The sequence below is a fragment of the Serinicoccus marinus DSM 15273 genome (assembly GCF_008386315.1).
GTDB lineage: Bacteria > Actinomycetota > Actinomycetes > Actinomycetales > Dermatophilaceae > Ornithinicoccus > Ornithinicoccus marinus.
Genome location: NZ_CP043808.1, coordinates 2762536 through 2785645 on the forward strand (window position 1 = coordinate 2762536; position 23110 = coordinate 2785645).

At 73.9% G+C, this 23110-nt stretch carries 25 protein-coding genes and 3 pseudogenes; 10 read left to right on the forward strand and 18 right to left on the reverse strand.

All coding sequences use genetic code 11. The features are described from left to right. Positions 1–15: 15 nt before the first annotated feature. From FU792_RS13235 to FU792_RS13255, 5 genes are all read right to left on the reverse strand, one after another. The gene (locus FU792_RS13235) at positions 16–471 is read right to left on the reverse strand and encodes a hypothetical protein (RefSeq protein WP_149814822.1); all 456 of its coding nucleotides are present in this window, start codon (positions 469–471) and stop codon (positions 16–18) included. A gap of 20 nt (positions 472–491) precedes the next feature. Beyond that, a complete protein-coding gene (locus FU792_RS13240; RefSeq protein WP_022925975.1) occupies positions 492–1256 on the reverse strand; it encodes a YidC/Oxa1 family membrane protein insertase in 765 nt (254 codons plus the stop codon). Between the two features lie 115 nt (positions 1257–1371). Next, positions 1372–1647: a hypothetical protein gene (locus FU792_RS18595; protein ID WP_022925974.1), complete on the reverse strand. Its 276-nt coding sequence runs from the start codon at positions 1645–1647 to the stop codon at positions 1372–1374. A 41-nt stretch (positions 1648–1688) separates the two neighbouring features. Next, on the reverse strand, positions 1689–2318 hold the full coding sequence (locus tag FU792_RS13250) for an MBL fold metallo-hydrolase (protein WP_022925973.1): 630 nt from the start codon (positions 2316–2318) through the stop codon (positions 1689–1691). Beyond that, positions 2315–3466, reverse strand: a complete 1152-nt coding sequence (locus FU792_RS13255; protein WP_022925972.1) for an S-(hydroxymethyl)mycothiol dehydrogenase — start codon at positions 3464–3466, stop codon at positions 2315–2317. The genes FU792_RS13250 and FU792_RS13255 overlap by 4 nt, the downstream gene beginning before the upstream one ends. A gap of 341 nt (positions 3467–3807) precedes the next feature. Between FU792_RS13255 and FU792_RS13260 the strand changes: the two genes are divergently transcribed. After that, positions 3808–4773, forward strand: a complete 966-nt coding sequence (locus tag FU792_RS13260; protein ID WP_022925971.1) for a hypothetical protein — start codon at positions 3808–3810, stop codon at positions 4771–4773. Between the two features lie 491 nt (positions 4774–5264). Here the strand turns inward: FU792_RS13260 and ispF are convergent, their stop codons facing one another. The 4 genes and pseudogenes from ispF to FU792_RS13275 all read right to left on the reverse strand — a co-directional run bounded on the left by ispF (position 5265) and on the right by FU792_RS13275 (position 7451). Continuing rightward, positions 5265–5747, reverse strand: a complete 483-nt coding sequence (gene ispF, locus FU792_RS13265) for a 2-C-methyl-D-erythritol 2,4-cyclodiphosphate synthase (protein WP_028131197.1) — start codon at positions 5745–5747, stop codon at positions 5265–5267. Then, positions 5744–5869, reverse strand: coding sequence for a hypothetical protein (locus FU792_RS18600; protein WP_275100706.1), 126 nt, complete (start codon positions 5867–5869; stop codon positions 5744–5746). The genes ispF and FU792_RS18600 overlap by 4 nt, the downstream gene beginning before the upstream one ends. A gap of 86 nt (positions 5870–5955) precedes the next feature. After that, positions 5956–6972, reverse strand: a pseudogene (gene ispD / locus FU792_RS13270) (2-C-methyl-D-erythritol 4-phosphate cytidylyltransferase); the annotation flags it as partial. After that, positions 6969–7451, reverse strand: coding sequence for a CarD family transcriptional regulator (locus FU792_RS13275; RefSeq protein ID WP_022925970.1), 483 nt, complete (start codon positions 7449–7451; stop codon positions 6969–6971). The pseudogene ispD and the gene FU792_RS13275, both read right to left, overlap by 4 nt. Before the next feature lie 253 nt (positions 7452–7704). On the opposite strand from FU792_RS13275, the gene FU792_RS13280 reads away from it, so the two are divergent. Continuing rightward, positions 7705–8256, forward strand: coding sequence for a hypothetical protein (locus tag FU792_RS13280; protein ID WP_022925969.1), 552 nt, complete (start codon positions 7705–7707; stop codon positions 8254–8256). 36 nt (positions 8257–8292) lie between these two features. Here the strand turns inward: FU792_RS13280 and phoU are convergent, their stop codons facing one another. Beyond that, on the reverse strand, positions 8293–8991 hold the full coding sequence (gene phoU, locus FU792_RS13285) for a phosphate signaling complex protein PhoU (protein WP_022925968.1): 699 nt from the start codon (positions 8989–8991) through the stop codon (positions 8293–8295). A gap of 203 nt (positions 8992–9194) precedes the next feature. Between phoU and FU792_RS13290 the strand changes: the two genes are divergently transcribed. Both FU792_RS13290 and FU792_RS13295 read left to right on the forward strand, forming a co-directional pair. Next, complete coding sequence (locus tag FU792_RS13290; RefSeq protein ID WP_149814823.1) at positions 9195–10451, forward strand: sensor histidine kinase; 1257 nt, start codon at positions 9195–9197, stop codon at positions 10449–10451. Next, entirely contained in the window at positions 10448–11131 is a 684-nt protein-coding gene (locus FU792_RS13295) for a response regulator transcription factor (RefSeq protein WP_022925966.1), read from the forward strand. Before FU792_RS13290 ends, FU792_RS13295 begins: the two co-directional genes overlap by 4 nt. 13 nt (positions 11132–11144) lie before the next feature. Here the strand turns inward: FU792_RS13295 and FU792_RS13300 are convergent, their stop codons facing one another. The 3 genes from FU792_RS13300 to mshA are packed head-to-tail and all read right to left on the reverse strand — an operon-like array spanning position 11145 to position 13753. Beyond that, positions 11145–11900 carry a phosphoglyceromutase gene (locus FU792_RS13300; protein WP_022925965.1) on the reverse strand — a complete coding sequence of 252 codons (756 nt, stop codon included), beginning with the start codon at positions 11898–11900 and terminating at the stop codon, positions 11145–11147. Positions 11901–11910: 10 nt separating this feature from the next. Then, positions 11911–12468: a type III secretion system chaperone family protein gene (locus FU792_RS13305; RefSeq protein ID WP_022925964.1), complete on the reverse strand. Its 558-nt coding sequence runs from the start codon at positions 12466–12468 to the stop codon at positions 11911–11913. After that, positions 12461–13753, reverse strand: a complete 1293-nt coding sequence (mshA, locus tag FU792_RS13310; RefSeq protein WP_022925963.1) for a D-inositol-3-phosphate glycosyltransferase — start codon at positions 13751–13753, stop codon at positions 12461–12463. Before mshA ends, FU792_RS13305 begins: the two co-directional genes overlap by 8 nt. Before the next feature lie 40 nt (positions 13754–13793). Here mshA and FU792_RS13315 point away from each other — a divergent pair. Next, a pseudogene (locus tag FU792_RS13315) lies at positions 13794–14623 on the forward strand (class I SAM-dependent methyltransferase). Between the two features lie 68 nt (positions 14624–14691). Here FU792_RS13315 and FU792_RS13320 read toward each other — a convergent pair. The 4 genes from FU792_RS13320 to ygfZ are packed head-to-tail and all read right to left on the reverse strand — an operon-like array spanning position 14692 to position 17575. Next, positions 14692–15021 carry a DUF2516 family protein gene (locus FU792_RS13320; RefSeq protein WP_022925962.1) on the reverse strand — a complete coding sequence of 110 codons (330 nt, stop codon included), beginning with the start codon at positions 15019–15021 and terminating at the stop codon, positions 14692–14694. Positions 15022–15075: 54 nt separating this feature from the next. Continuing rightward, entirely contained in the window at positions 15076–15501 is a 426-nt protein-coding gene (dtd, locus tag FU792_RS13325) for a D-aminoacyl-tRNA deacylase (protein ID WP_022925961.1), read from the reverse strand. 1 nt (position 15502) lies between these two features. Then, positions 15503–16516: an asparaginase gene (locus FU792_RS13330; RefSeq protein ID WP_022925960.1), complete on the reverse strand. Its 1014-nt coding sequence runs from the start codon at positions 16514–16516 to the stop codon at positions 15503–15505. A gap of 18 nt (positions 16517–16534) precedes the next feature. Next, positions 16535–17575, reverse strand: a complete 1041-nt coding sequence (gene ygfZ, locus FU792_RS13335) for a CAF17-like 4Fe-4S cluster assembly/insertion protein YgfZ (RefSeq protein ID WP_022925959.1) — start codon at positions 17573–17575, stop codon at positions 16535–16537. A gap of 86 nt (positions 17576–17661) precedes the next feature. Here ygfZ and FU792_RS17205 point away from each other — a divergent pair, with 86 nt between their 5' ends. Together FU792_RS17205 and FU792_RS13345 are read left to right on the forward strand one after the other, a co-directional pair. Then, on the forward strand, positions 17662–18855 hold the full coding sequence (locus FU792_RS17205) for an LCP family protein (RefSeq protein WP_022925958.1): 1194 nt from the start codon (positions 17662–17664) through the stop codon (positions 18853–18855). A gap of 45 nt (positions 18856–18900) precedes the next feature. After that, a complete protein-coding gene (locus FU792_RS13345) occupies positions 18901–19395 on the forward strand; it encodes a heme-binding beta-barrel domain-containing protein (protein WP_022925957.1) in 495 nt (164 codons plus the stop codon). Positions 19396–19411: 16 nt separating this feature from the next. Here the strand turns inward: FU792_RS13345 and FU792_RS13350 are convergent, their stop codons facing one another. Then, positions 19412–20215: a hypothetical protein gene (locus FU792_RS13350; RefSeq protein ID WP_022925956.1), complete on the reverse strand. Its 804-nt coding sequence runs from the start codon at positions 20213–20215 to the stop codon at positions 19412–19414. A 64-nt stretch (positions 20216–20279) separates the two neighbouring features. On the opposite strand from FU792_RS13350, the pseudogene FU792_RS13355 reads away from it, so the two are divergent. The 3 genes and pseudogenes from FU792_RS13355 (at position 20280) to FU792_RS13365 (ending at position 22949) form a co-directional block, all read left to right on the forward strand. Next, a pseudogene (locus tag FU792_RS13355) lies at positions 20280–21031 on the forward strand (winged helix-turn-helix transcriptional regulator). Between the two features lie 5 nt (positions 21032–21036). After that, positions 21037–22002, forward strand: a complete 966-nt coding sequence (gene mshD / locus FU792_RS13360) for a mycothiol synthase (protein ID WP_022925954.1) — start codon at positions 21037–21039, stop codon at positions 22000–22002. Further along, entirely contained in the window at positions 21999–22949 is a 951-nt protein-coding gene (locus FU792_RS13365; RefSeq protein ID WP_022925953.1) for an NUDIX hydrolase, read from the forward strand. Before mshD ends, FU792_RS13365 begins: the two co-directional genes overlap by 4 nt. Positions 22950–23110 lie beyond the last annotated feature (161 nt).

Genomic DNA, 23110 nt, shown 5'->3' on the forward strand with positions numbered 1-23110 from the left:
CTCGGCTCTGGCCGACTATGCGCCTGTCGCCCGCGACTCGCCGCGGTGTCGCCGCCACATCTGCTGCAGCTCAGGTACAGCGGCTGGCAGCACGCTCTCCAGGGCGTGCTCAGTGCCATCCTCGGTGGCGACCACAACCACACTGCCGACGCCCCGGCGCACCCGGATATCAGCGACCTGGTTCCAGGGCAGGTCGAACGACCGTGAGCGCAGCAGCGGCTCGTGGTGACGCAGGCCTTGCTCGTCGGCCTTGGTGCAACGAGCGTGGAAGCTCCACAACACCAATGCCATGAGAACCACGTTGACAGGCATGACCACCAGCAGAAACACCGACCACGGTTCCCACCCGGACCGCCACCCACCGATCATGAGGAGCACGAGCGCCACCACCTGCAGGCCGACGCCGAGTCCGCCCACCAGCATGACCAGACGTGGCACGTTGCGCCATACCCGCGTTCCCGCCTGCTCCATCGCGCCAGACTAGGGCAGCTTCAGGTCGCGCCGGCTGACGAGGGCACCGAGATCCGCCGCAGGCTCGCCCGCTCGAGCAGGCCCCAGACCGAGCTGGTGACGAGGTAGACCCCGGCCGCCAGCGGTAGCACGGCAACTGCCGCGACGGTGAAGAACGACATCAGCGGCAGCACCCGGGTCATCTGCTCCATCGAGTCCTGCACGGCCCGCTGGGTGTCGGTCAGCCGGTCGCGCGCCCCGGGGTCGAGCCGCGTGGTGAGCTCGCGGTCCTGCGCCAGGTGCCGCCGCATCTGCCGGGCTGCGACGGCCGCCACGACGAGGGTGAGGCCCATGAGCGACAAGAACACCCACAGGTGCCCGGCCCCGGCGGACGTGAGGTGCTCCGACAGCGGCACCCCGAGGAAGGTGTGACCGAGCAGCAGGTTCTCTTCGCCGGCGATCTGCGGCGCGGTGAAGAGGCGGTAGATCATCGCCAGCACCGGGATCTGGACGAGGATCGGCAGGCACCCGGGCAGCGGCGAGACACCCTCCTCGCGGTGCAGGTCCATCATGGCCTGCTGCATCGCGCGCTGGTCGTGACGGTGCCGCTCGCGCAGCTCCGCCAGGCGTGGCTGCAGCTCGCGCCGGCGAGCGGTGCCGCGGGCGGTGCCCCGGTTGAGCGGGTGCAGCACGAGCCGGACCACGAGGGTCACGGCGACGACGACCAGCGCGGGCGGTAGCCACGGGTCGAGGAGGGCGAGCAGGTCGTGGACGTGGACGAGGACGGGGTCGAGGAAGGCGAACATCGCGGGCGCTCCTGGAGCTGGGGGCATACCGCCGACACGGGGGTATGCCGTGGGCTGGGTGGGTCGTCTGCCGACCCGGCCCGTCCCCGAGCGTGCGCGAGGAAGGGTGGCCGGCTCAGCCCGGACCAGGAGCGCGAGGGCGTGCCCGACCCGGCCGGTCGGGGTCGCTCGAGCGCACGCCGTGCGCCCGGCACACCTCGCTGCGGTGCTGCGCCGAGACCACCCCGGCCCGCAACGGCTGCACCAGGTGCGAGGCGCCGAGCAGGCATACCCCGGCCAGCGCCAGGGTCAGCAGGAGGTGGTCGGGCGAGGACAGGCTCGAGGCCAGCGCCACGAGGGTGAGCAGCGACAGCACGAAGCCCAGGAGGGGCAGCTGCTCGATCCGGCTCACGGTCGCCAGCCTACTCCGCTGCCGACGACGACGCCGGGCGCTCAGTGCCCCCGGTCGATCCACTCCTGCCGGTGCGGCGCCTCCGCCCCGATGGTGGTCGTGCCGCCGTGGCCGGTGTAGACCGTGGTGTCCTCGGGCAGCGTCAGCAGCCGCTCGGTGATCGACTCGACGATGACGTCGAAGTCGCTGAACGACCGCCCGGTCGCCCCCGGCCCACCCTCGAAGAGCGTGTCGCCGGAGAAGACCACGCCGAGCTCCGGGACGTGGAAGCAGCAGGCACCCGGGGCGTGGCCCGGGGTGTGCAGCACCTCGACGGTGACCCCGGCGACCTCGATCCGCTGCCCGTCGGCGAGGTCCTCGTCCCAGCGGGCGTCGGGGTGGGTGAGCTCCCAGACCGGCGCCTCGTCGGGGTGCAGGTGGAGCGGTGCGCCGACCCGCTCGCGCAGGTCGAGCGCGGCGTCCACGTGGTCGCTGTGCGCGTGGGTGAGCAGGATGGCCCGCACCTGCCGGTCGCCGACGAGCTCGGCGATCGCGGCGGCGTCGTGCGGCGCGTCGATGACGACGCACTCGGTGTCGTCGCCGAGCACCCACACGTTGTTGTCGACCTCCCAGGAGCCGCCGTCCAGCTCGAAGGTGCCGCTCGTCGTGCCGTGGTCGATGCGCGCGCTCATGCGTGGCTCCCCTCGGTGGCGCCGCCCTCGTCGCCCGCGGCGGCCTCGTCGAGGACCACCACGCTGCGCAGCACCTCGCCGCCGTGCATCTTGTCGAAGGCGGCCTCGACGTCACCGAGCCCGATCGTCTCGGTGACGAAGGCGTCGAGGTCGAAGCGGCCCTGGCGATAGAGGTCGATGAGCATGGGGAAGTCGCGGCTGGGCAGGCAGTCGCCGTACCAGCTCGACTTCAGCGCTCCACCGCGGCCGAAGACGTCGAGCAGCGGCAGCGTGACCTCCATCTCGGGGGTCGGCACGCCGACGAGCACGACGGTGCCGGCCAGGTCGCGGGCGTAGAACGCCTGCCGGTAGGTCTCCGGGCGCCCCACCGCGTCGACGACCACGTCGGCGCCGTTGCCGCCGGTGAGCTCCTGGATCGCCTCGACCGCATCCTGGTCCTTGCTGTTGACGGTATGCGTCGCGCCGAACCCTCGGGCGGTCTCGAGCTTGCGGTCGTCCACGTCGACGGCGATGACGGTCGTCGCACCCGCGAGCGCCGCCCCCGCGATCGCCGCGTCACCCACGCCACCGCACCCGATGACGGCGACCGAGTCGCCGCGGGTCACGCCGCCGGTGTTGACCGCCGCGCCGAAGCCGGCCATGACCCCGCAGCCGAGCAGGCCGGCCGCGACCGCCGAGGCCTCCCGGTCGACCTTGGTGCACTGGCCGGCGTGCACCAGGGTCTTCTCCGCGAAGGCGCCGATGCCGAGGGCCGGGCTCAACTCGGTGCCGGCCATCTCGTCGCCCTCGGCGAGCGTCATCTTCTGGCTCGCGTTGTGCGTGGCGAAGCAGTACCACGGCTTCCCCTTGGCGCAGGCGCGGCACTGGCCGCAGACCGCGCGCCAGTTGAGGATGACGAAGTCTCCCGGCTCCACCTCGGTGACGCCCTCGCCGACCGCCTCGACCGTGCCGGCCGCCTCGTGGCCGAGCAGGAACGGGAACTCGTCGTTGATGCCGCCCTCACGGTAGTGCAGGTCGGTGTGGCACACGCCGCACGCCTCGACCTTCACCACCGCCTCGCCCGGCCCGGGGTCGGGCACGACGATGTCGACGACCTCCACGTCGACGCCCTTGCTGCGGGCGATGACGCCCTTGACGGTCTGCGGCACGGTGACTCCTCGGGGTTGACGACGCTGCTGGCGCCCACCGTATGCCGCAGCGCCCGCCCGCGCACCCGCGCCCCCCGGGGCCGACCACTCGCGCACCACGTCACCCCCCAGCCGCCAGCCGCCAGCCGCCAGCCACCAGCCGCCAGCCGCCAGCCGCCAGCATGCATACCTCGCCTGCCCGCCCCATCGCACCCTTGTGCGTCCGCTCGTGCGGATCTTGGTGTCCCAGGGGTGCTTCTGGGCACGCTCGTGTCGCACGGTCCTGCACGAGTGCGCGCACAAGGGTGCTCTGTCCACAGGCCCGGAGCGAGCGCCGGGCCGTTCGCGCCACCCTGGGACGTATGCCCACGGACGAGCCCGCGTTCCCCACGATCCCCGGCCAGCAGGGGCTGGCGACCCATGCCCAGCTCCTGGACGCGGGGTGGACCACCCCACAGATCCGGCACCGGCGCTCGACGACGTGGCAGACCGCCTACCCCCAGGTCATCGCCGCCCACCGGGGCCCGCTCGACCCGCCGACCATGCTCGCTGCCGCAGCCCTCTGGGCCGGTGACCGTGCGGTGCTGACAGGGCTGATGGCGCTGCGCGAATGGGGCCTGACGACACCACACCCCCGACGCGCCTACTTCCTGGCGCCGGCGTCCGCGCGCAGCCGGCGGCACGGCGACCTCGAGGTCGTGCGGACCTCCCGACCCGTCCCCGTGGCCAGTCGCCACGGCGTGGTCGCCATCACGGGCGCGGCACGCTCCCTGACAGAGGCCTCGGCCCGCGAGCCCGTGTCTCCCGACGACCTCGAGGCCCTGGCGATCTCGATCCTGCAGCGCAGGCTGGCCACCCCGCACGAGCTCGACCTCGAGCTGTGGCACCGTCCGCGACGCGAGGTGGAGGCCGCGCGCCGTGGCCTGGACGCCTTCCGGGACGGCGCCTGGTCGCGGCCCGAAGCGGCGCTGCGACAGGTCTGGGACGGTCGGCCGGACCTGCCGCCGCTCCAGACCAACATCGGCCTGGAGCAGATGTCGTCCGGCCAGTACCTCGGGTGCCCTGACGGCTACGCCGCGGCACTGGGGATGGTGATCCAGGTCCACTCCCGGCAGCACCACCAGGGCATCGACGACCGCGGCGGCGACCGCTGGGCCCAGACCGTGGAGAAGGACGGCGCGATGGTCAGCGCCGGGCTGCGGGTGCTGGGGGTGACTCCGTGGACGCTCTACCGGCGACCGAGCAGCTTCCTGAGCCGGGTGGACGCCCTGGTCCGGCTCGGCCCGCCGGCGCCGCCGCCGCAGGTCCGCGTCGTCCCACCGCGCTGACCGCCGCCCCCTCCCTACCCTGGTGCGCTGACGATGGGCCCATACCTACCCTGATGCGCTGACCGTGGGCCCATCCCCACCCTTGTGCATCGGCGTGCGTCCCACGCGTGCTCCTGGGCACACCTGAGACACCAGCGCAGGCACAGCCAGCCGCACAAGCGTGCCGAGCGGCAGACCGCCGTCGACGGCATACAGTCTCCGGTGTGACCCAGGCTTCCCGCCGACCGGCGCGCGCGGAGGGGTTCGAGGCGCCTGGCCCGGACGAGGAGCACGAGGTGGTCCGCACCGGCTGAGCCGGGAACCGGCAGACCGGACGTCCGGGCCGCCGCGCGACTGGGAGCCGGTTCGTCCGCTGCGAGCCGGTATGTCACCTGACTGCCTGTTCGAGGGGGCTCTCAGATGACATCGAGGCTGGTAGACGACGAGTCGGCTGCCGGTGGACGACGCGGCTGGCAGAGAAACCCCCGGCCGCGCGTGAGTCCGTCGGCCGGTCAGCCCGGGACGACGAGAGCCGTCGCGAGGCAGGCCACACCCTCGCCGCGGCCGGTGAGCCCGAGCCCGTCGGTGGTGGTGGCGCTCACCGACACCGGCGCGCCACCCAGCGCGGCTGACATGGCGGCGGCCGCCTCCTCCCGGCGCGGCCCGACCTTGGGCCGGTTGCCGATCACCTGCACGGCGACGTTGCCGACGGCCCAGCCGTCCTGCTGCACGAGGCCGAGCACGTGCCCGAGCATCTGCCGCCCGCTCGCACCCGCCATCTCCGGCCGGCCGGTCCCGAAGACCGAGCCCAGGTCGCCCAGCCCGGCTGCCGAGAGCAGCGCGTCGCAGGCCGCGTGCGCGGCGACGTCCCCGTCGGAGTGCCCCTCGATGCCCCGCTCCCCCGGCCATTCCAGGCAGGCGAGCCACAGGGTCCGGTCGTCGGCGGCATACCCGTGCACGTCCACCCCGATCCCGGTGCGCGGCAGCGTGCTCATCGGCAGACCTCCTCGACCATGGCCGCGGCGTCCGCCACGGACGTGACCCCGGTGTCGATCCGCAGCTCGGCCCCGGGCCACGGCCTCCACGCGCGCTCCTGGACCTGCCCCCAGGTGGGCAACCGGTGACCCTCGATCTCGCCCGCCCGCCCTCGACGCGGGACCGGTGGACCCCCTGGTCGGCGCAGACCAGCTCCACCCGCACGAGCCGCGACCCCGCCTCCTTCGCCAAGGTCTCCCAGGCCGCCCGCGCCTGCGGCGCCGCGTTGACCAGGTCGGCGACCACCCCCAGCCCGACGCGCAGCTGGTCGGCCGCGAGGGCGAGCGTCGCGGCATACCCCTGCGCGCCCAGCTCCTCCTCGGGCAGACCACCCCGCACGAGCGACTGCTCCACCGTGTCCACCCGTAGGTGCGCCGCGCCCGTCCGGCGGCACAGCTCGCGCGCCAGCGTCGTCTTCCCCACCCCCGGCAGCCCGGACAGCACGACGAGGCACGGCTCCCGCGACGCCTCGCCTTCGTCGTCGACCCACGCCGCGGCGACCGCCAGGTCCTCGGGCGTGGTGACCTTCATCGCGCGGGCGTGCCCGGGGACGACCACGACGTGCCCCCCGGCGGCCTCGACCATGCCCGCGTCGTCGGTATGCCGCCCCTCACCGGCAGCGTGCGCGTGCGCCCGGTCCAGGGTCTCGCGCAGGAAGCCTTGCGGGGTCTGCACGGCGCGCAGACCGGCGCGGTCAGGGGTGCCGGTCACGAGCTCGACGTCGCCGTGGGCGCGGACCGCCTTGACCGTGTCGGTCACCGGGAGCGCGGGCACGACGGCCGCGTGCCCGGCACGGACCGCGTGCACCACGCGGTCGAAGACCTCGGGAGGGGTGAAGGCACGGGCGGCGTCGTGCACCAGCACGATGCCGACGTCGCCGGGGAGGGCGCCGAGCCCGGCCCGCACGGAGGCGACCCGGTCCTCACCGCCGGCGACCACGTCCACCGTGACGTCGCCGGTCGGGACGTCCTGCAGCACGGACCGCACCTGCGCCACACCGTCACCGTCGGGCGGCGCGACGACGACGAGGTGCCGCAGGACGGACGTGCGCAGCGCGCCCTCGAGCGCGCGGCAGACCAGCGGACGGGAGTGCGGGCGCGAGCCGACCGGCACGAGCGCCTTGGGTCGCCCCGCCCCGAGGCGAGCACCCTGGCCGGCAGCGACCAGGACGAGCCCGACGTTCAGGAGGCGAGGACCTCGTCGAGGGTGGCCTCCGCCGTGTCCTCGTTGGTCTTCTCGGCGAGCGCGAGCTCGCTGACGAGGATCTGGCGGGCCTTCGACAGCAGCCGCTTCTCCCCCGTGGACAGACCGCGGTCCTTCTCGCGGCGCCACAGGTCGCGGACGACCTCGGCCACCTTGATCACGTCACCGGAGGCGAGCTTCTCGAGGTTGGCCTTGTAGCGGCGCGACCAGTTGGTCGGCTCCTCGGTGTGCTCGGCCCGCAGCACCGCGAAGACCTTGTCCAGGCCCTCCTTGCCGACGACGTCGCGCACGCCGACCAGGTCGCAGTTGTCAGCGGGAACCTCGATCGTCAGATCGCCCTGGGCCACCTTGAGCTTGAGGTAGAGCTTCTCCTCGCCCTTGATGGTTCGTGTCTTCATCTCTTCAATGAGAGCGGCCCCGTGGTGGGGGTAGACAACCGTCTCTCCGACCTTGAACGTCATCGTGGTAAAGCCCCTTTCGCGGACTCCAGGATACCACGCACCCGGGCGGCGCAAGAATCATCCGGATGATATTTCCGCTGGTCAGGGGCTTGACAACGACCAATCTCTGTGCATCTGAGGGGCTGTGGGACACCCTCCGGGGTACGCCGCGGGCCGCTTTCCGAGGGTCCCGGCACACCTCTCTCCGAGCGGTGTCGTCGCAGGTGGCACGGCGCGCGGGGACCCGATCCGGGATGGGCGCTACGCTGGAGCCGTGACGACTGCACGCACCCCTCGCCCCACCCGCCGGACCGGCGCGCTCGTCGCCGCCGTCGCGGGTCTCGCCCTGGCCGGATGCTCGGTCAACTCCCCGACGACGACCAACATCGAGTATGCCCCCGCGGACGGCGTCGAGCTCGACGGCGAGGTCGTCGACGTCCGCGACCTGCTCGTGGTCAGCCAGGGTGACGGCGCCCCCGCGGTGATCTCCGGCTCGGTCATCAACACCTCCGCGGAGCCGGTCACGGTCACGGTCTCGGTCGACGGGACCGACCTCACCCCCGAGGTCACGGTGGAGCCTGAGTCCTCGGCACGGCTGGACGACGTCGACCCGGACGGCTCGGATGGGCAGCGGCTCGTCCTGGACGCGCTGGAGTCGCCGGCCGGACAGAACGTCGAGATCCGCATGCAGGTCGAGGGCGGCGAGGCCCTGTCCACCATCGCCCCGGTGCTCCTGCCGCAGGGGCAGTACGCCCAGTTCGCCGACGACGCCGGCGGCACCGTCGAGCCCCCGGCCGAGCACGAGGAGGGCGAGGGCGACCACTGAGGTCGACCCGGCCCCGCCGGCTCCCCCTCCGCTGGCTCAGGCCTCCCGCGGCACCCGCGCGGGGAAGCGCTCGTCGTCCCCGGGCAGCTGTTCGTCGTGCCACACCCCGGTGACGAGGTAGACCACGCGCAGCGCGATCGAGACGGCGTGGTCGGCATACCGCTCGTAGTAGCGGGAGAGCAGCGTCGCGTCCACGGTGACCTGCGTCGACTGCGACCACGACGGGTCGAGCAGCGCCTGGAAGACCTCGCGGTGCAACCGGTCCATGGTGTCGTCGGCCTTCATCAGCTCGGCGGCGCCGTCGGCGTCCTTGCTGCCGATGATCTCTCCGGCCCGCAGCACCATCGCCTCGGCGGTGGTGGCCATCTCGGCGAAGAGCGGGCGCAGCCGCTCGGGCAGGGCGTGCGCCGGGTAGCGCAGCCGCGTCAGCTTGGCCACGTGCCGGGCCAGGTCGCCGCTGCGCTCCAGGTCCGAGCTCATGCGCAGGGCGGTGACCATCTGCCGCAGGTCGGTGGCGACCGGCTGCTGCCGGGCCAGGACGTCGATCGCGCGATTGTCCAGCTCGCGCCGCAGGGCGTCGATGAGCTGGTCGTCGGAGATGACCTCCTGGGCCAGGCCCAGGTCGGTCTCCATGAGCGACCTCGTCGCTCGCTGGAGGGCCGTCGCGGACAGCCGGCTCATCTCGACCAGCTGCTCGCTGATGAGGTCGAGCTCTTCGGTGAACGCGCTGCGCATGCATGCTCCTCGTCGGTCGTCCGTCGTGCGGGGTGGAAGTGGTGCTGCTTTCATTGTCGGCGCCCGGGCAGACGGCGGCACAGTGGGACGGTGGCAGGGGGACGTGAACGACGTGCGACCCGCAGATGAACAGTGACCCGCCAGGACACCGTGCGGGCACTGATGTGCACGAGGCGGTCCCCCGATGACCCTAGGCTGGTCACGTGGAACCACTGACCGCAGGCCTGCTGGGCGCCGCGCTGGGCGTCGTCGCGGTGCTACTGCTGTGGTGGCTGCGGCGCGAGTGGCGGGCGGCCGGGGTGCCGGTCGAGCCCGCACCGGCGGTCGTGGTGCCGGAGGGCGTCAAGGAGGTCCTGTCGGTGCTGCGCTCGGGCGCCATCGTCGTGGACGGCTCGGCCCGGGTGCACGTGGCCACCGGGGCGGCGCTCGCCTTCGGCCTGGTGCGCGAGGAAAACCTGGTCAACGCTGCGCGGCTGCGCGAGCTGGTCGGCCAGGTGCTCGGCGAGCGGTCGGTGGCGGAGGCCGAGCTGGACATCGTCCGCGGCCCGCTGTCCTCGAGCCAGGTGCTGCTGGCGGTGCGGGTCGCGCCCCTCGCCGACGGGCTGGCGCTCATCCTCGTCGACGACCGCACCCAGGCCCGCCGGGTCGAGGCGGTGCGCCGCGACTTCGTCGTCAACGTCAGCCACGAGCTCAAGACCCCGGTCGGCGGCCTCGCGCTGCTCGCGGAGGCGGTGCTGGACGCCGCCGACGACCCGGAGGCGGTGCGCCGCTTCGCCGGCCGCATGACGACCGAGAGCGAGCGGCTCACCCGGCTGGTCGCCGAGATCGTCGACCTGTCCCGGCTCCAGGCCAACGACCTGCTGGCCGACATGGTCCTCGTCGACGTCGCCGCGTGCGCCGCGGAGGCGGTCGAGCAGACCCGGGTGGTCGCCGGTGACCGCACCGTCGTGGCCGCCCCCGCGGGCCGCCCCGAGGAGCTGCGGATCTACGGCGACCGCGAGCTGGTGACGACGGCGATCCGCAACCTGGTCACCAACGCGATCGCCTACTCCGAGGACAGCACCCGGGTGGGCGTCGTCACCCGCCGCACCCAGGACGTCGTCGAGGTGTCGGTCTCCGACCAGGGGCGCGGCATCTCGACCGAAGACCAGGAGCGCATCTTCGAGCGCTTCTACCGCGTCGACCCGGCCCGCTCCCGCCGCACCGGCGGCACCGGGCTCGGGCTGTCCATCGTCAAGCACATCAGCGCCGGGCACGGTGGGTCGGTGTCGGTGTGGAGCGAGGAGGGGCAGGGCTCGACCTTCACCCTCCGCTTCCCCGCCGTCGACGACCCGCGCGCCCCCGGCTCCCCCGCCCCGCACCGCCAGGGCCGACCGGCCCGGGTGCCCGACCCAGCCCACGGCGGGACCCCGCCGCCGACCGCCCTGGCCGCGACGCCCCGAGGAAAGGTGACCCGATGACCCGGATCCTGGTGGTGGAGGACGAGGAGTCCTTCTCCGACCCGCTGTCCTACCTGCTCGAGAAGGAGGGGTATGACGTCACCGTCACCGAGTCCGGGACCGAGGGCCTGGCCGAGTTCGACCGCGGCGGCGCCGACCTGGTGCTGCTCGACCTCATGCTGCCCGGGATGTCCGGTGTGGACGTCTGCCGCGCGCTGCGGCAGCGCTCCAGCGTGCCGGTCATCATGCTCACCGCGAAGGACTCCGAGGTGGACAAGGTCGTCGGGCTCGAGCTCGGGGCGGACGACTACGTCACCAAGCCCTACTCCGGGCGGGAGCTGCTCGCCCGGATCAAGGCGGTCCTGCGCCGGCAGAGCGAACCCGAGGAGCTCATGCCGTCGACGGTCGAGTCGGGTCCGGTTCGGATGGACGTCGAGCGGCATACCGTGTCCGTCCACGGGGAGTCGGTGTCGTTGCCGCTCAAGGAGTTCGAGCTGCTGGAGATGCTGCTGCGCAACGCCGGCCGCGTCCTGACCCGGGGCCAGCTCATCGACCGGATCTGGGGCAGCGACTACGTCGGCGACACCAAGACCCTCGACGTGCACGTCAAGCGGCTGCGGGCCAAGATCGAGCCGGACCCGTCGATTCCGCAGCACATCGTGACCGTGCGCGGGCTGGGCTACAAGTTCGAGACCAGCTGACCCGGGCGGCGTCCTACTTCTTGCCCTGATTGGCGACCTCGTGGATCGCCTCGGCCGCGGCGGCCGGGTCGAGGTAGCGCCCGCCGGGGGTGACCGGGGCGAGGTCGGCGTCGAGCTCGTAGAGCAGCGGGATGCCGGTGGGGATGTTGAGCCCGGCGATGTCCTCGTCGCTGATCCCGTCGAGGTGCTTGACCAGGGCCCGCAGGCTGTTGCCGTGCGCCGCGACCAGCACGGTCTGACCCTCGCGCAGGTCCGGCACGATGTCGCTGTCCCAGTAGGGCAGCATCCGGGCCACGACGTCCTTGAGGCACTCGGTGCGGGGCAGGTCGGCGCCGAGGTCGGCATACCGCGGGTCGCCCGCCTGGGAGAACTCGTCGTCGTCCTCGATGGGCGGCGGCGGGGTGTCGAAGCCGCGACGCCAGGCCATGAACTGCTCCTCGCCGTACTTGTCGCGCGTCTGCGCCTTGTTCAGCCCCTGCAGCGCGCCGTAGTGGCGCTCGTTGAGCCGCCAGTGCCGGTGGACCGGGATCCAGTGCCGGTCGGCGACGTCCAGCGCCGTGTTGGCGGTCGTGATGGCGCGCCGCAGCAGGGAGGTGTGCAGCACGTCCGGCAGCAGCCCCTCCTCCCGCAGCAGCTCGCCGGCGCGGCGCGCCTCCTCGTGCCCGTTCGGGGTCAGGTCGACGTCGACCCAGCCGGTGAAGAGGTTCTTCTCGTTCCACTGGCTCTCACCGTGGCGGAGCAGGATCAGGGTGTGTGCGGCCTCGCTCATGGCGCCCACCCTACCGATCGCTGGGGTCCTCGCCCGAGTCGGACAGCGAGTCGGGCACGGTGTCCCGCGGGGCGTCGGGCAGCGACTCCAGCTCGGCCCGGAAGGCCTCGAGGTTGGCGGTCGACTCGCCGCGGTCGAGGCGCCAGGCCCACTCGCGCCGGATCGAGGTCCAGAAGCCGAGCCGCAGCAGCTCGTTGAAGGGCTCGTCGCAGGCGGCGAGCACCGCGCCGAGCAGGTCGTCGAGCACGTCCTCCTCGAGGCCGGCCAGCGGCACGCGCCCGGTGAGGTAGACGTCGCCGCTGCGGTCCACGGCATACCCCACGCCGGGCAGCCGCAGCGCGCGTCGCAGCAGGTAGCGGTAGACCGCCTCGTGGTTCTCGTCCGGGTTGCGGACGACGAAGGCGCGCAGCTCCAGCGAGCGCTGGCCGACGACGAGCGAGACCACGGTGCGCAGCTTGCGCTCCCCGGGCAGCGTGACGACCGTCTCCCCGGCGCGGGTGCCCGCCTCCCAGTCCACGTCGAGCGCGTCGAGGTGGGCGCGCAGCGTCGCGAGCGCGGTCTCATCCATGGTGTCCTCCTCGGCGGGCGGTCACGGCGGCGGCGTAGGCGTCGAGCAGGGCGTCGACGGTGCGCTCCCAGGAGTATGCCTGCGCGTGCTCCTGCGCGCGCCGCACCCAGTCCTCGTCCGCCCCGTCCGAGGCGTGGGCCGCGAGCACCTGCTCGAGCGCGTCCGCCCAGTCGCCGGGGTCGTGCCCGTCGACGAGCACCCCGACGTCGCCGACCGCGAGCGGGAGCCCGCCGACCCGCGCCACCACGACGGGCGTGCCGCAGGCCAGCGCCTCGACGGCGACGAGACCGAAGGACTCGTGGTGCGAGGGCACCGCCACGACGTCCGCCGCCCGCATCCACGTCGCGAGCTCCTCCCGGGAGACGGGCGGGCCGAGGTGCAGCAGGTCGTCGACACCCTCCTCGCGCGCGACCTGGCGCAGCCCGTCGGGCCGGGCCAGACCGGAGCCGGAGAGGCCGCCGAGGACCGTCACGACCAGCCGGTCCCGCCGCGCCGCGTCACGCCGCACCAGCTCACCCGCGGCGCGCACGAGCACGTCCGGGCCCTTGAGTGGCTGGATCCGCCCGACGAAGAGCAGCACCTCCGCCTCCGCCGGCAGCCCGACGGCCTGCCGGGCCGTCTGCCGGTCGCCGGGATGGAAGGTGTCCAGGTCCACCCCGGGTGGCACGACGTGAACCGCGGCCGGGGCCGCGGCATACAGCTCGACGAGGTCGCGCGCCTCGTCGGGGGTGTTGGCGACCAGCGCGTCGGCGCGGTCGACGAGCTCGACCTCCCCGTCGATCCGCGCCTGCGGCTCGGGCAGGTCGCCGGCGGCCAGCGCGCGGTTCTTGACCCGGGCCAGGGTGTGCATGGTCTGCACGAGCGGCACGTCGAAGCGGCGCGAGGTGAGCCCGCCGGCCTGACCGCTGAGCCAGTAGTGCGCGTGGATGACGTCGTAGTGGCCCTCCGCGAGCCCGGCGACGTGCCGCGACAGGTCGTCGGCGAACTCGCAGACGTGCCCCGGCAACACCTCTTTGGGCACTCCCTCCAGCGGTCCGGCGGGGACGTGGTGGACGCTGACCGGCAGCCCCGGCTCCAGCTCGACGCTGCGCGCCTGGTCGGCGTCGGTGGCCCGGGTGAAGATGTCGACCTCCACCCCGCGCCGGGCGAGCTCGGCGGCCGTCTCCACGACGTAGACGTTGAGGCCGCCGGCGTCACCGGTCCCGGGGCGCAGCAGCGGCGAGGTGTGCAGCGAGACCATCGCGACCCGCCGCACCGGGGGGTGCCGGTCCGGATCCTCGCTCACGGGCGCCAGTCTGGCACGCCGGGCTGCCTAGGCTGGGCCCATGCCGCCGCCCGCCCGCCGCCCCGTCGGCACCGTGACGCGCGGCACGACCAACCCCAACCGGCTGCGGCGGGTGGACCGCTGGATCGGGTATGTCCTGGGCGGGCTGCTGCGCTCCGCCGCCGGGCCCCCGGTGGTCGTCGACCTCGGCTACGGCGCCTCCCCGGTCACGGTGCTCGAGCTGGCGGACCGGTTGCGCGGGGTCCGGGAGGACGTGCGCGTCGTGGGGGTGGAGATCGACCCGGAGCGGGTGGAGCGCGGCCGACCGCTGGCCGACCCGCCGTGGGTGGACTTCGCGCGCGGCGGCTTCGAGGTGCCGCTGCCGGCGGGGCTGGGCGCCGACGCACGGCCGCTGGTGTGCGGGCCTTCAACGTGCTGCGGCAGTACGACGAGGTCGAGGTCGGGCCGGCCTGGCAGCGGGTGGTCGACCGGCTGGCTCCCGGCGGGTCGCTGGTCGAGGGCACCTGCGACGAGCTGGGCCGGCTCGCGGCGTGGGTGGACGTGCGCCGAGGGGCGGACGGGGTGGCGACGCCGCGGACGCTCACGATCTCGCTGCGGCTGGCCGGCCTGGAGACGCCCTCGGTGGTCGCCGAGCGGCTGCCCAAGGCGCTCATCCACCGCAACGTGCCGGGCGAGCGGGTGCATACCGTGCTCGGCGCGCTGGACCGGGCCTGGGAGCGCGCGGCGCCGCTGGCGAGCTTCGGCGCCCGGCAGCGCTTCGTCGCGACCGCGCGCTCGCTGCGCGAGGACGGCTGGCCGGTCGTGGACGGCCCGGCGCGGTGGCGCCTCGGCGAGCTCGGCCTCGACTGGGCCGCCGTCGCGCCCTCCTGATCAGCCCCTCGCGCCCCGACCGGACCTACCGTGTGTCCGCCTCTGCGGCGTCCGGGAGGTCTGTCCGGTCACCAGGGGCCGTAGGGCCCCATGTGGGTGTTGGAGCCGCCGCGGCCCTGGACCGACTTGACCGCGGGGCGGACGTCGGCGAGGTAGACCGCCGCGGCGACGACGGCGATGACGTTGAAGATCGACAGTGCCGACCCGATCGAGATGAAGCCGAGCAGGGTGGCGCCGCCCGTGATGAGCGACCAGAAGGTCTTGGTGCGCTTGCCCGCGGCGACGAAGGCGTCCTGGCGGGTGCGCAGGCAGTCGACCAGCGCCCACACCATCATGGCGAAGAGGCCGAGGCTCAGGACCAGCTCGACCATGTTCTGCGCCTCGTAGATCACACCCATGCCGATCAGCGTAGCCCTCGTCCCTGGGCGCGGCACCCAGGACGGGCGGGGCGCTCAGGTGTCGACGATCAGCGTGACCGGGCCGTCGTTCACCAGCTCGACCTCCATCATCGCGCCGAAGCGCCCGGTCGCGACCTCGATCCCCCGGCCCCGCAGCTCGGCGACCACCGCGTCGACCAGCGGCTCGGCCACCGGCCCCGGTGCCGCCTCCCCCCACGAGGGCCGCCGCCCCTTGCGGGTGTTGCCGTAGAGCGTGAACTGGCTGACCACGAGGACCGCCCCGCCGCTGTCCGCGACCGACTGCTCGTCGCGCAGGATGCGTAGCTCGGCGATCTTGCGGGCAGTCGTCTCGACGTCCGACGGACCGTCGTCGTGGGTGGCCGCCACCAGCGCGAGGATCCCGGGGCGGTCGATGGCGCCCACGACCACGCCGTCGACCCGGACCGCCGCCCGGCTGACCCGCTGCAGGACGGACCGCACCTCAGCCCTGCCCCCGCAGCACCGCGCGCACCTCGCCGACCGGCTCCCCGTGGCCGCGGACGACCGCCCGGGCGTCGAGCGCGTCCATGGTCGGTCCGGCCTGCGGGCCGAGCCCGTCGACCCCCGCCCGGCGCAGGACCGCGGTCGTGACGACGACCCGCGCACGCTCGCCCCCGTCGGTGATCTTCACCGACAGCCCGCGCCCGTCCGCCAGGCCGACGGCATACACCGACTCGGCGCCGTCCTTGGCGATGAGGCCCGGGACGGCGGAGATGAGCTCGGTGACGTCGCGGCCAGTGCCCCCGAGGAACTCCGGGTGGCTGCGGATCGCCTCGGCGACCCGGCCGGCCTCGGTGCCCGGCTCGGCGGCGGCGATCCGGCCGAAGGCGCGCGCCAGCCCGGCCGAGGAGACCCCCAGCGCCGGCGCGCCGCACCCGTCCACGGTGGCCACCTCGACCCGCTCACCGGTGAACTCCTCGATCACCTCGACCACGAGCCGCTGCAACGGGTGCCCCGGGTCGAGGTAGGTCGCGGTGTCCCACCCGGCGGCGACGCAGGCCGCGAGCATGCCCGCGTGCTTGCCCGAGCAGTTCTGCCCGAGCGAGGTCGGGGGTGCACCGTCCCGGATCCAGGCACGCCGCTCGTCCTCGTCCAGCGGGAGGTCGGGGGTGTTGCGCAGCGCCGACTCGTCCAGCCCCACGGCGGCGAGGATGCGGCGCGCGCCGTCCAGGTGGCGCTGCTGCCCGGAGTGGCTGGCGCTGGCCAGGGCGAGCAGCTCGCCCTGCAGGTCCGCGCCGGCGCGCAGCATCGCGATCGCCTGCATCGGCTTGAGCGAGGAGCGCGGCAGGACCGGGGCGTCGACGGGGCCCACCGCCACTTCGACGGTCCCGTCGGCGTCGGTCAGCGCGACGACACCGTGGTGCACCGACTCCACGAACCCGCCGCGGACCACCTCCGCGACGACGGGGGCGTCGGCCAGCGGCGAGTCGGAGGTCTGCTGCGTCGATGAGGGCATGGCCTCGATCCTGCCAGGTCAGGACTGGCGCGCCCGCGGCCCGTCAGCCGGGACGATCGCCGTCTGGGCGGCGGCGGTGCCGTCGGCGAGCAGCGTCAGACCCGGGTCGAGGGTCCGCTTGACCAGCGCGAGCGCGACCGGGCCGTCCTCGGCGTGCCGGGCGACGCTGGTGAGCTGCCCGACGGGTCGCCCGCCGTCGAGCGGCGTGAGCTCCGCGCCCGCCTCGGGGATGACGTGGCCCGAGCCGTCCAGGTGCAGGAAGACGACCCGGCGCGGCGGTCGGCCGAGGTTCTTCACCCGGGCGACCGTCTCCTGGCCCCGGTAGCAGCCCTTGTGCAGGTGCACCGCGGTCCGCAGCCAGTCCAGCTCGTGCGGGATCGTGCGGTGGTCGGTGTCGACGCCCGCGCGCGGGCGCCAGGCCGCGACGCGCAGGGCCTCGGCGGCCCAGGTGCCGGCCAGCGGCCGGTCGCCGACGGCCGCGGCGAGGTCCTCCCGGGGCACGATCAGCTCGCGCCAGGCCCGTCCGGTGCCGGGGTGCTCGGCGCCCTCCGGCCCGTAGCTGAAGGTGTCGCCCACCGGCCCCGGCCACGGGTCGACCCACGCGACCGGCTCCCCGTCGACCGACTCGCGCGAGACCGGCTCGCCGAGCACGGCATACGCGGCGCTGACGTCCTCGACCTCGACGCGCAGCATGAAGCGCATCGAGTCCAGCCACCCGGCCACCGCGGGCGCGGCCCCGGGCTCGGTCGTGATCCAGGTGCGCTCGCCGTCGTCCACGAGGTGCAACGCGTGCTCGACGTGCCCCTTCGGCGACAGGATGAGCGTCTCGGTCGAGCGGCGCGGCGGCAGGTCGGTCAGCTGCTGGCTCGTGAGCGAGTGCAACCAGCTGAGCCGGTCCGGGCCGGAGACCGTGACCACCCCGCGGTGCGACAGGTCGACGACGGCCAACCCCTCGGCGAGCAGCCGCTGCTCCCGGTGCGGGTCGCCGTAGTGCGCCGCGACCCCGGCGTCCGGCCCCTCGGCCTCGACCGCTCCGGGCCGGTCCAGCAGCACATGCATGGGTGCGTCCTTCCTCGTCCTGACCTGCACCTCCACGGTACGCGCGTCCAGGGATCCCCGAGGAACCGGCCGTAGACTCCGGTCGCATGAGGGATGACGACATCTCCGGGCCGGCGCGCCCCGGCACCCCCCGCGAGCCCCGCCGCCGACGCCCGCTGCGCGCCCTCGCCGCCGGCATCGGCGTCCTGGCGCTGCTCGGCGTCCTCGCGCTCGGCGGGTATGCCTTCTATCTCCAGCGGACGGTCGAGGGCAACATCGAGCGGGAGGACCTCAACGCGCAGGACGACGCCACGGTGACGATCTCCCCGGACCGCTTCGGGACCACGCAGCCAGACGAGGACCCCGACGCCGAGGGCTCGGTCGACCTCGACGGCCCGGTGGAGACCGACGAGGAGGGCACCGCCCCGATCGTCGGCGAGGACGGCGAGGCCGTCGACGTCGGCGAGAGCGAGTTCCAGGCGCAGACCCCGGCACGTCCCGCCGAGGCCGGTGAGGCGCAGAACTTCCTCATCATCGGCTCGGACAGCCGGGACCTGTCGGTGGAGCGGGGCCGCTCCGACGTCATCGTGCTCATGCACATCAACGACGAGCGGGACCGGGTCGACCTCGTCCACTTCCCCCGCGACCTGTTCGTCCCCATCGCCGGCACCGGCGGCTCCTCCAAGATCAACGCCGCCTACGCCTACGGCGGCGCCCCGCTGCTGGTACAGACGCTCCAGCCGCTGGTGGACGTGCCCATCGACCACGTCGTCGTGGTCAACTTCCAGAGCTTCCAGGCGATGACCGACTCCATCGGCGGGGTCGACGTCAACGTGGCCGAGGCATCCCCGGGTTTCCCCGCGGGCGTCATGCACATGGACGGCGCGACCGGGCTGGAGTTCGTGCGCGAGCGGTATGCCCTCTCCCAGGGCGACATCTCCCGGGGCCAGCGCCAGCAGGCCTTCATCCAGGGGATCATGACCAAGGCGCTGTCCCGGGAGACGCTGACCAACCCGGCACGGCTGGCGCGCTTCGTCGACGCCGCGACGACCAACCTGACCGTCGACGCCGACCTGCAGGTGGGTGAGATGCGCGACCTGGGCTTCCAGATGCGCGGCGTGCGCGGCGGCGACATCCACTTCGAGACCGCCCCGTGGAGCGGCATCGAGAACCACCCGGTCGCCGGGTCCATCGTGGTCATGGCGCAGGACCAGATGGCCACCCTCTCCGAGCACCTGAAGAACGACACCATGGAGGACTACACCGATCCGGTGTCCCCCCGGTCCGGCTTCGGCGGCTGACCCGCGGCGGGGCGGCCTCCCGCCACCCGCCCCTACGATGGTCGGATGCCCATCGAACTCGACCCGACCATGCACCACGACAACGCGCCGCTGGCCTGGCTGCTCGGCTCCTGGGCCGGTGCGGGCGTCGTCGGCTACCCGACGATGGAGTCCCGCAACTTCGGCCAGGAGGTCGAGGTGACCCACGACGGGCGGCCCTTCCTGCACTGGTCCTCGCGCACCTGGCTGCTGGACGAGCAGGGCGGCAAGGACGAGCTCTTCGCCGTCGAGTCCGGCTTCTGGCGCCCGCAGCCCGACGGCGAGGTCGAGCTGCTGCTGTCCCACCCCACCGGCGTCGTGGAGATGTACTACGGCAAGACCGACCAGGCCAAGGTCGAGGTGGCGACGGACAGCATCGTCCGCAGCCCACGCTCCCGCGACTACTCCGCCGCCCAGCGGCTCTACGGGTATGTCGGGGGCAACCTCATGTGGGTGATGGACATGGCGGCGGACGGCCACGAGATGCAGTCCTTCATGTCCGCCGAGCTCAAGCGCGTCTGAGCCCGGCGCCGCGGCCTCAGCCGGGGAAGGCGGACGGGACGAAGGCCAGCCCGACGAGGTAGGGCACGACCCCGACGACGAGCACCGACACCACCCCGGCGACGAGGCGGGGCCGGGGGTGGGCCAGTGGCGGCAGCCCGACGAGCACGCTGCGCATGGCGTGGCTGAGCGCGCCCGCGGCCACCCCGAGGACCAGCCAGGTCGTCGGGCTGGCGTGCAGCGTGAGCGCGACCGCCAGGGCCGCAGCCCCGCCGGACAGCATCGCGAGTGCCATGGCCCAGCCGCGCAGCGGTGCCCAGAGACCCAGCAGGTCGCTGAGCGAGGACGCCCCCGCCGCGCCGAGCGCCGCGAGCAGCAGCGCGATGCCCTCCGCCGTGTGGCTCGCCGGCACCATGAGGATCCCGCAGCCCACCAGCGCCAGCCCCAGCACCACCGAGCTGATCGACTGCACCACCCGCGGCCTGCCGTCCCGGCGGAAGAGCTGGTGCACGAAGGCCGCGATCATCGCCAGCGCGAGCGCGGCCGGTGCCCACACCAGCCACGGCTCCTCCTCGCGGACGCCGACCGCCGTCACCAGCGCGAGTCCGCCGACGAGCAGCACCCCGACCGTGCCGCGGGGCGAGGGCAGGCCGAAGGTCCCCGACCAGCCCCAGGCGACGACGACGGTGCACGCGGCCAGACCCACGGCCAGCAGCCAGGTAGCCGCCACCGCCGCCAGCGCCAGCAGCCCGGAGACGACGAGGACGACCAGGGCCAGCGACCCCACGAGCCCCCGGGTCGGGCGGTCCGCGGGGCGCTCGCCGGGCGTCGGGTCGGGCATACCCTCCATCTTGCCGCACGCACGCTGGTCCGGACCGGAGGCGCAGGCTCCCTATCCTGGGTGCGTGGCCGACCTGGTCCTGCTGACCCCCCGCCCCGCCGACGACGCGTCGGCGGCGCTCGTGCTGCCCGGGCTCTCGCTGCTCCCGCACCGCGTGTCGGTGTCGGGGATGGACGTCGGCGCGCTGGTGAGCCGCGGCGACAGAGAACCGGACCTCGTGCTGGTCGACGCGACGGCCGACCTGGTGCAGGCCCGCGGGGTGCTGCGGTCGCTGTCGGCGCTGGAGCTGTCCGTGCCCGTCCTCGCGGTGGTCGGGGAGGGCGCGCTCGCGGTCTCGACGAGCAGTGGCCGCTGGACGACCTCGTCCTCACGACCGCCGGGCCGGGCGAGCTGGCGGCCCGGCTGCGGCTCGCGCTGGGGCGCGGACCGCGGGGGGCGGGTGCTGCGGACGCGGCCGCCGTCGAGCGGTCCTCCCCCGACGGGCCCGAGGCGATCCGGGTGGCCGACGTCGTGGTCGACGAGGCGAGCTGGACGGTGCGGGCCGGCGGCCGGGCGCTGGACCTGACCTTCAAGGAGTTCGAGCTGCTGCGCTACCTCGTGCAGCGGCCCGGACGGGTCGTCACCCGTGACACCCTGCTGCAGGAGGTCTGGGGCGGCGACTACTACGGCGGCACCCGGACCGTCGACGTGCACATCCGACGGCTGCGGGCCAAGCTGGGGCCGGAGCGCGAGTCCCTCATCGGGACGATCCGCGGGGTGGGCTACCGGTTCACCGGGGCACGCGGTCCCGAGCGCCCCGGCTCCGTGCCAGACTGACCCCCATGCCTGGACCGCGGCCCGACATCGACGAGCTCCCCGCACTGCCCGGCCAGCTGTCCGGGGACGTCCTCGCCCTGGCCGTGCGCGCGGCCCGGCACGACGGCGTCAAGCCGCTCTCGGAGCAGACGGTGCTGCAGGCGCGGCGGCTTCCCGAGCAGGTGGGCAGCCACGAGACCGGGACACATCTCGTGCTGCGCGCCGAGGACGGCGGAGCTGTGGTGGGCTACGGCCACGTCGACCGCAGCGACCCGGACTCCCCCGCGGCCGAGATCGTCGTCGACCCGGACAGCCGACGCCGTGGGCTCGGCGGCGCCCTGCTCGACCACGTGCTGCGGCGCTGGCCGCAGGTCCGGCTGTGGAGCCACGGCGACCTGCAGGACGCCCGGACGCTCTACGGCTCGCGCGGGCTGCGGGTGGTGCGCGAGCTGTGGCAGATGTCCCGACCGCTGGCCGGCGAGTGGTCCGACCTGCCGGACCGGGTCGAGCTGCCGGACGGATTCGCGGCCCGGTCCTACCGCGTCGGCGACGACGACGAGGCCTGGCTCGCGGTCAACGCCCGCGCCTTCGCCGACCACCCCGAGCAGGGCCGGATGACGCTCGCGGACCTGCGGGACCGCCAGGACGAGCCGTGGTTCGACCCCTCCGGCTTCCTCGTCGTCGACGACACCACCGAGGTCGACGCCGAGGGCACGCCGCGGCTGGCCGCCTTCCACTGGACCAAGGTGGAGACCGACCACCCGGACACCGGCGAGGTCTACGTCGTCGGGGTCGACCCGGACTACCAGGGCCGCGGTCTCGGCTCGGCCGTCACCCTGCTCGGGCTGCAGCACCTGCGCAACCGCGGGGTCGAGACAGCGACCCTCTACGTCGACGGCGACAACGACCCGGCGATCGCCACCTACCACCGCCTCGGCTTCGAGCGCTCCGCCATCGACGTCATGTATGCCGCGGGAGACGCGGAGGCATGAGCGGGGGCGGTCCCCCGGTCGTGCGCGCCGGAGGGGTGCTGCCGGTGCGCCGGCACGACGGGGTCCTGCAGGTGGCGCTGGTCCACCGGCCGAAGTACGACGACTGGTCCTGGCCCAAGGGCAAGCTCGACCGGGGCGAGGACTTCCCCTCCGCCGCGGTGCGCGAGACCTGGGAGGAGACCGGGCTGCGGGTGCGGCTGCGGACCCCGCTGCCGCCGGCGCGCTACCGCCTCGCGGGCGGGGCGGACAAGCTCGTCCACTACTGGGCCGGGGAGGTGCTGGACGGGTCCGGCGCCCTGGAGCACGAGGTCGACGAGGTCGCCTGGCTCTCGCCGACGCTGGCGGGCCGTCGGCTCAGCTACCCCCGTGACCGGGACCAGCTCGACGCCCTCGTCACGCTGGACGCCGCGGACCGGCTCGCCACCTGGACACTGCTCGTGGTGCGGCACGCCCTGGCCGTCCCCCGGTCGGACTGGGAGGACCCGGACACCGAGCGCCCCCTCACCGGCGCCGGGCGGCGACGCTCACGCGGCCGCGTGCAGGACCTGCTGCGCGCCTACGGTCCCGAGGTGGTGATCTCCAGCCCGTCGGTGCGCTGCGCGGACACGGTGGCACCCTTCGCCTCGGCCGACGGCATACCCCTCGTCACCAAGAAGGGTCTGTCCGAGGAGGGCTTCGCCGCAGATCCCCACAAGCTGGTCAAGCACGTCGACCGGGTGCTCGCCCGCGGGGTGTCGACGGTGCTGTGCTCGCACGGCCCGCTGCTGCCCGACCTCGCCGGGATGCTGCTGGCCCGCGCCGACCCGACCCTGGACTCCTCGGACCGCCGCATGCTCGGCCGGCTGGCGACGAAGGCGATGGACAAGGGCGAGGTGCTGGCCTGCACGATGCTCGGGAGCGGCCGCTCGGCCCGCGTCGTCGCGGTGGAGCGGCACCGGCCCGCCTGACGTGGGCCTGAACTGCCCTGGAACAAGTGATGCGTGCCGGGCCGGGAGCGCCTCTCGGCGCGTGGCCGCTCGAAGCGGCGAATGTTGGAGCCCGGGGCTGCCGCGGCCCGGCACGCACTGCACAACGGTACGCCTGGGCCGGATGTTCCCCAAACCTGGAC

Coding starts and splice junctions, on each gene's coding strand:
- FU792_RS13330 (WP_022925960.1), bottom strand. CDS start 16,516: ATGCCCTCATCGACGCAGCAGACCTCCGACTCGCCGCTGGCCGACGCC.
- FU792_RS13295 (WP_022925966.1), top strand. CDS start 10,448: ATGACCCGGATCCTGGTGGTGGAGGACGAGGAGTCCTTCTCCGACCCG.
- FU792_RS13305 (WP_022925964.1), bottom strand. CDS start 12,468: ATGGATGAGACCGCGCTCGCGACGCTGCGCGCCCACCTCGACGCGCTC.
- FU792_RS17205 (WP_022925958.1), top strand. CDS start 17,662: ATGAGGGATGACGACATCTCCGGGCCGGCGCGCCCCGGCACCCCCCGC.
- ispF (WP_028131197.1), bottom strand. CDS start 5,747: ATGAGCACGCTGCCGCGCACCGGGATCGGGGTGGACGTGCACGGGTAT.
- FU792_RS13260 (WP_022925971.1), top strand. CDS start 3,808: ATGCCCACGGACGAGCCCGCGTTCCCCACGATCCCCGGCCAGCAGGGG.
- FU792_RS13250 (WP_022925973.1), bottom strand. CDS start 2,318: ATGAGCGCGCGCATCGACCACGGCACGACGAGCGGCACCTTCGAGCTG.
- FU792_RS13345 (WP_022925957.1), top strand. CDS start 18,901: ATGCCCATCGAACTCGACCCGACCATGCACCACGACAACGCGCCGCTG.
- phoU (WP_022925968.1), bottom strand. CDS start 8,991: ATGCGCAGCGCGTTCACCGAAGAGCTCGACCTCATCAGCGAGCAGCTG.
- FU792_RS13235 (WP_149814822.1), bottom strand. CDS start 471: ATGGAGCAGGCGGGAACGCGGGTATGGCGCAACGTGCCACGTCTGGTC.
- mshD (WP_022925954.1), top strand. CDS start 21,037: ATGCCTGGACCGCGGCCCGACATCGACGAGCTCCCCGCACTGCCCGGC.
- FU792_RS13240 (WP_022925975.1), bottom strand. CDS start 1,256: ATGTTCGCCTTCCTCGACCCCGTCCTCGTCCACGTCCACGACCTGCTC.
- FU792_RS13300 (WP_022925965.1), bottom strand. CDS start 11,900: ATGAGCGAGGCCGCACACACCCTGATCCTGCTCCGCCACGGTGAGAGC.
- FU792_RS13350 (WP_022925956.1), bottom strand. CDS start 20,215: ATGCCCGACCCGACGCCCGGCGAGCGCCCCGCGGACCGCCCGACCCGG.
- FU792_RS13320 (WP_022925962.1), bottom strand. CDS start 15,021: ATGGGTGTGATCTACGAGGCGCAGAACATGGTCGAGCTGGTCCTGAGC.
- FU792_RS13365 (WP_022925953.1), top strand. CDS start 21,999: ATGAGCGGGGGCGGTCCCCCGGTCGTGCGCGCCGGAGGGGTGCTGCCG.
- ygfZ (WP_022925959.1), bottom strand. CDS start 17,575: ATGCATGTGCTGCTGGACCGGCCCGGAGCGGTCGAGGCCGAGGGGCCG.
- FU792_RS13275 (WP_022925970.1), bottom strand. CDS start 7,451: ATGACGTTCAAGGTCGGAGAGACGGTTGTCTACCCCCACCACGGGGCC.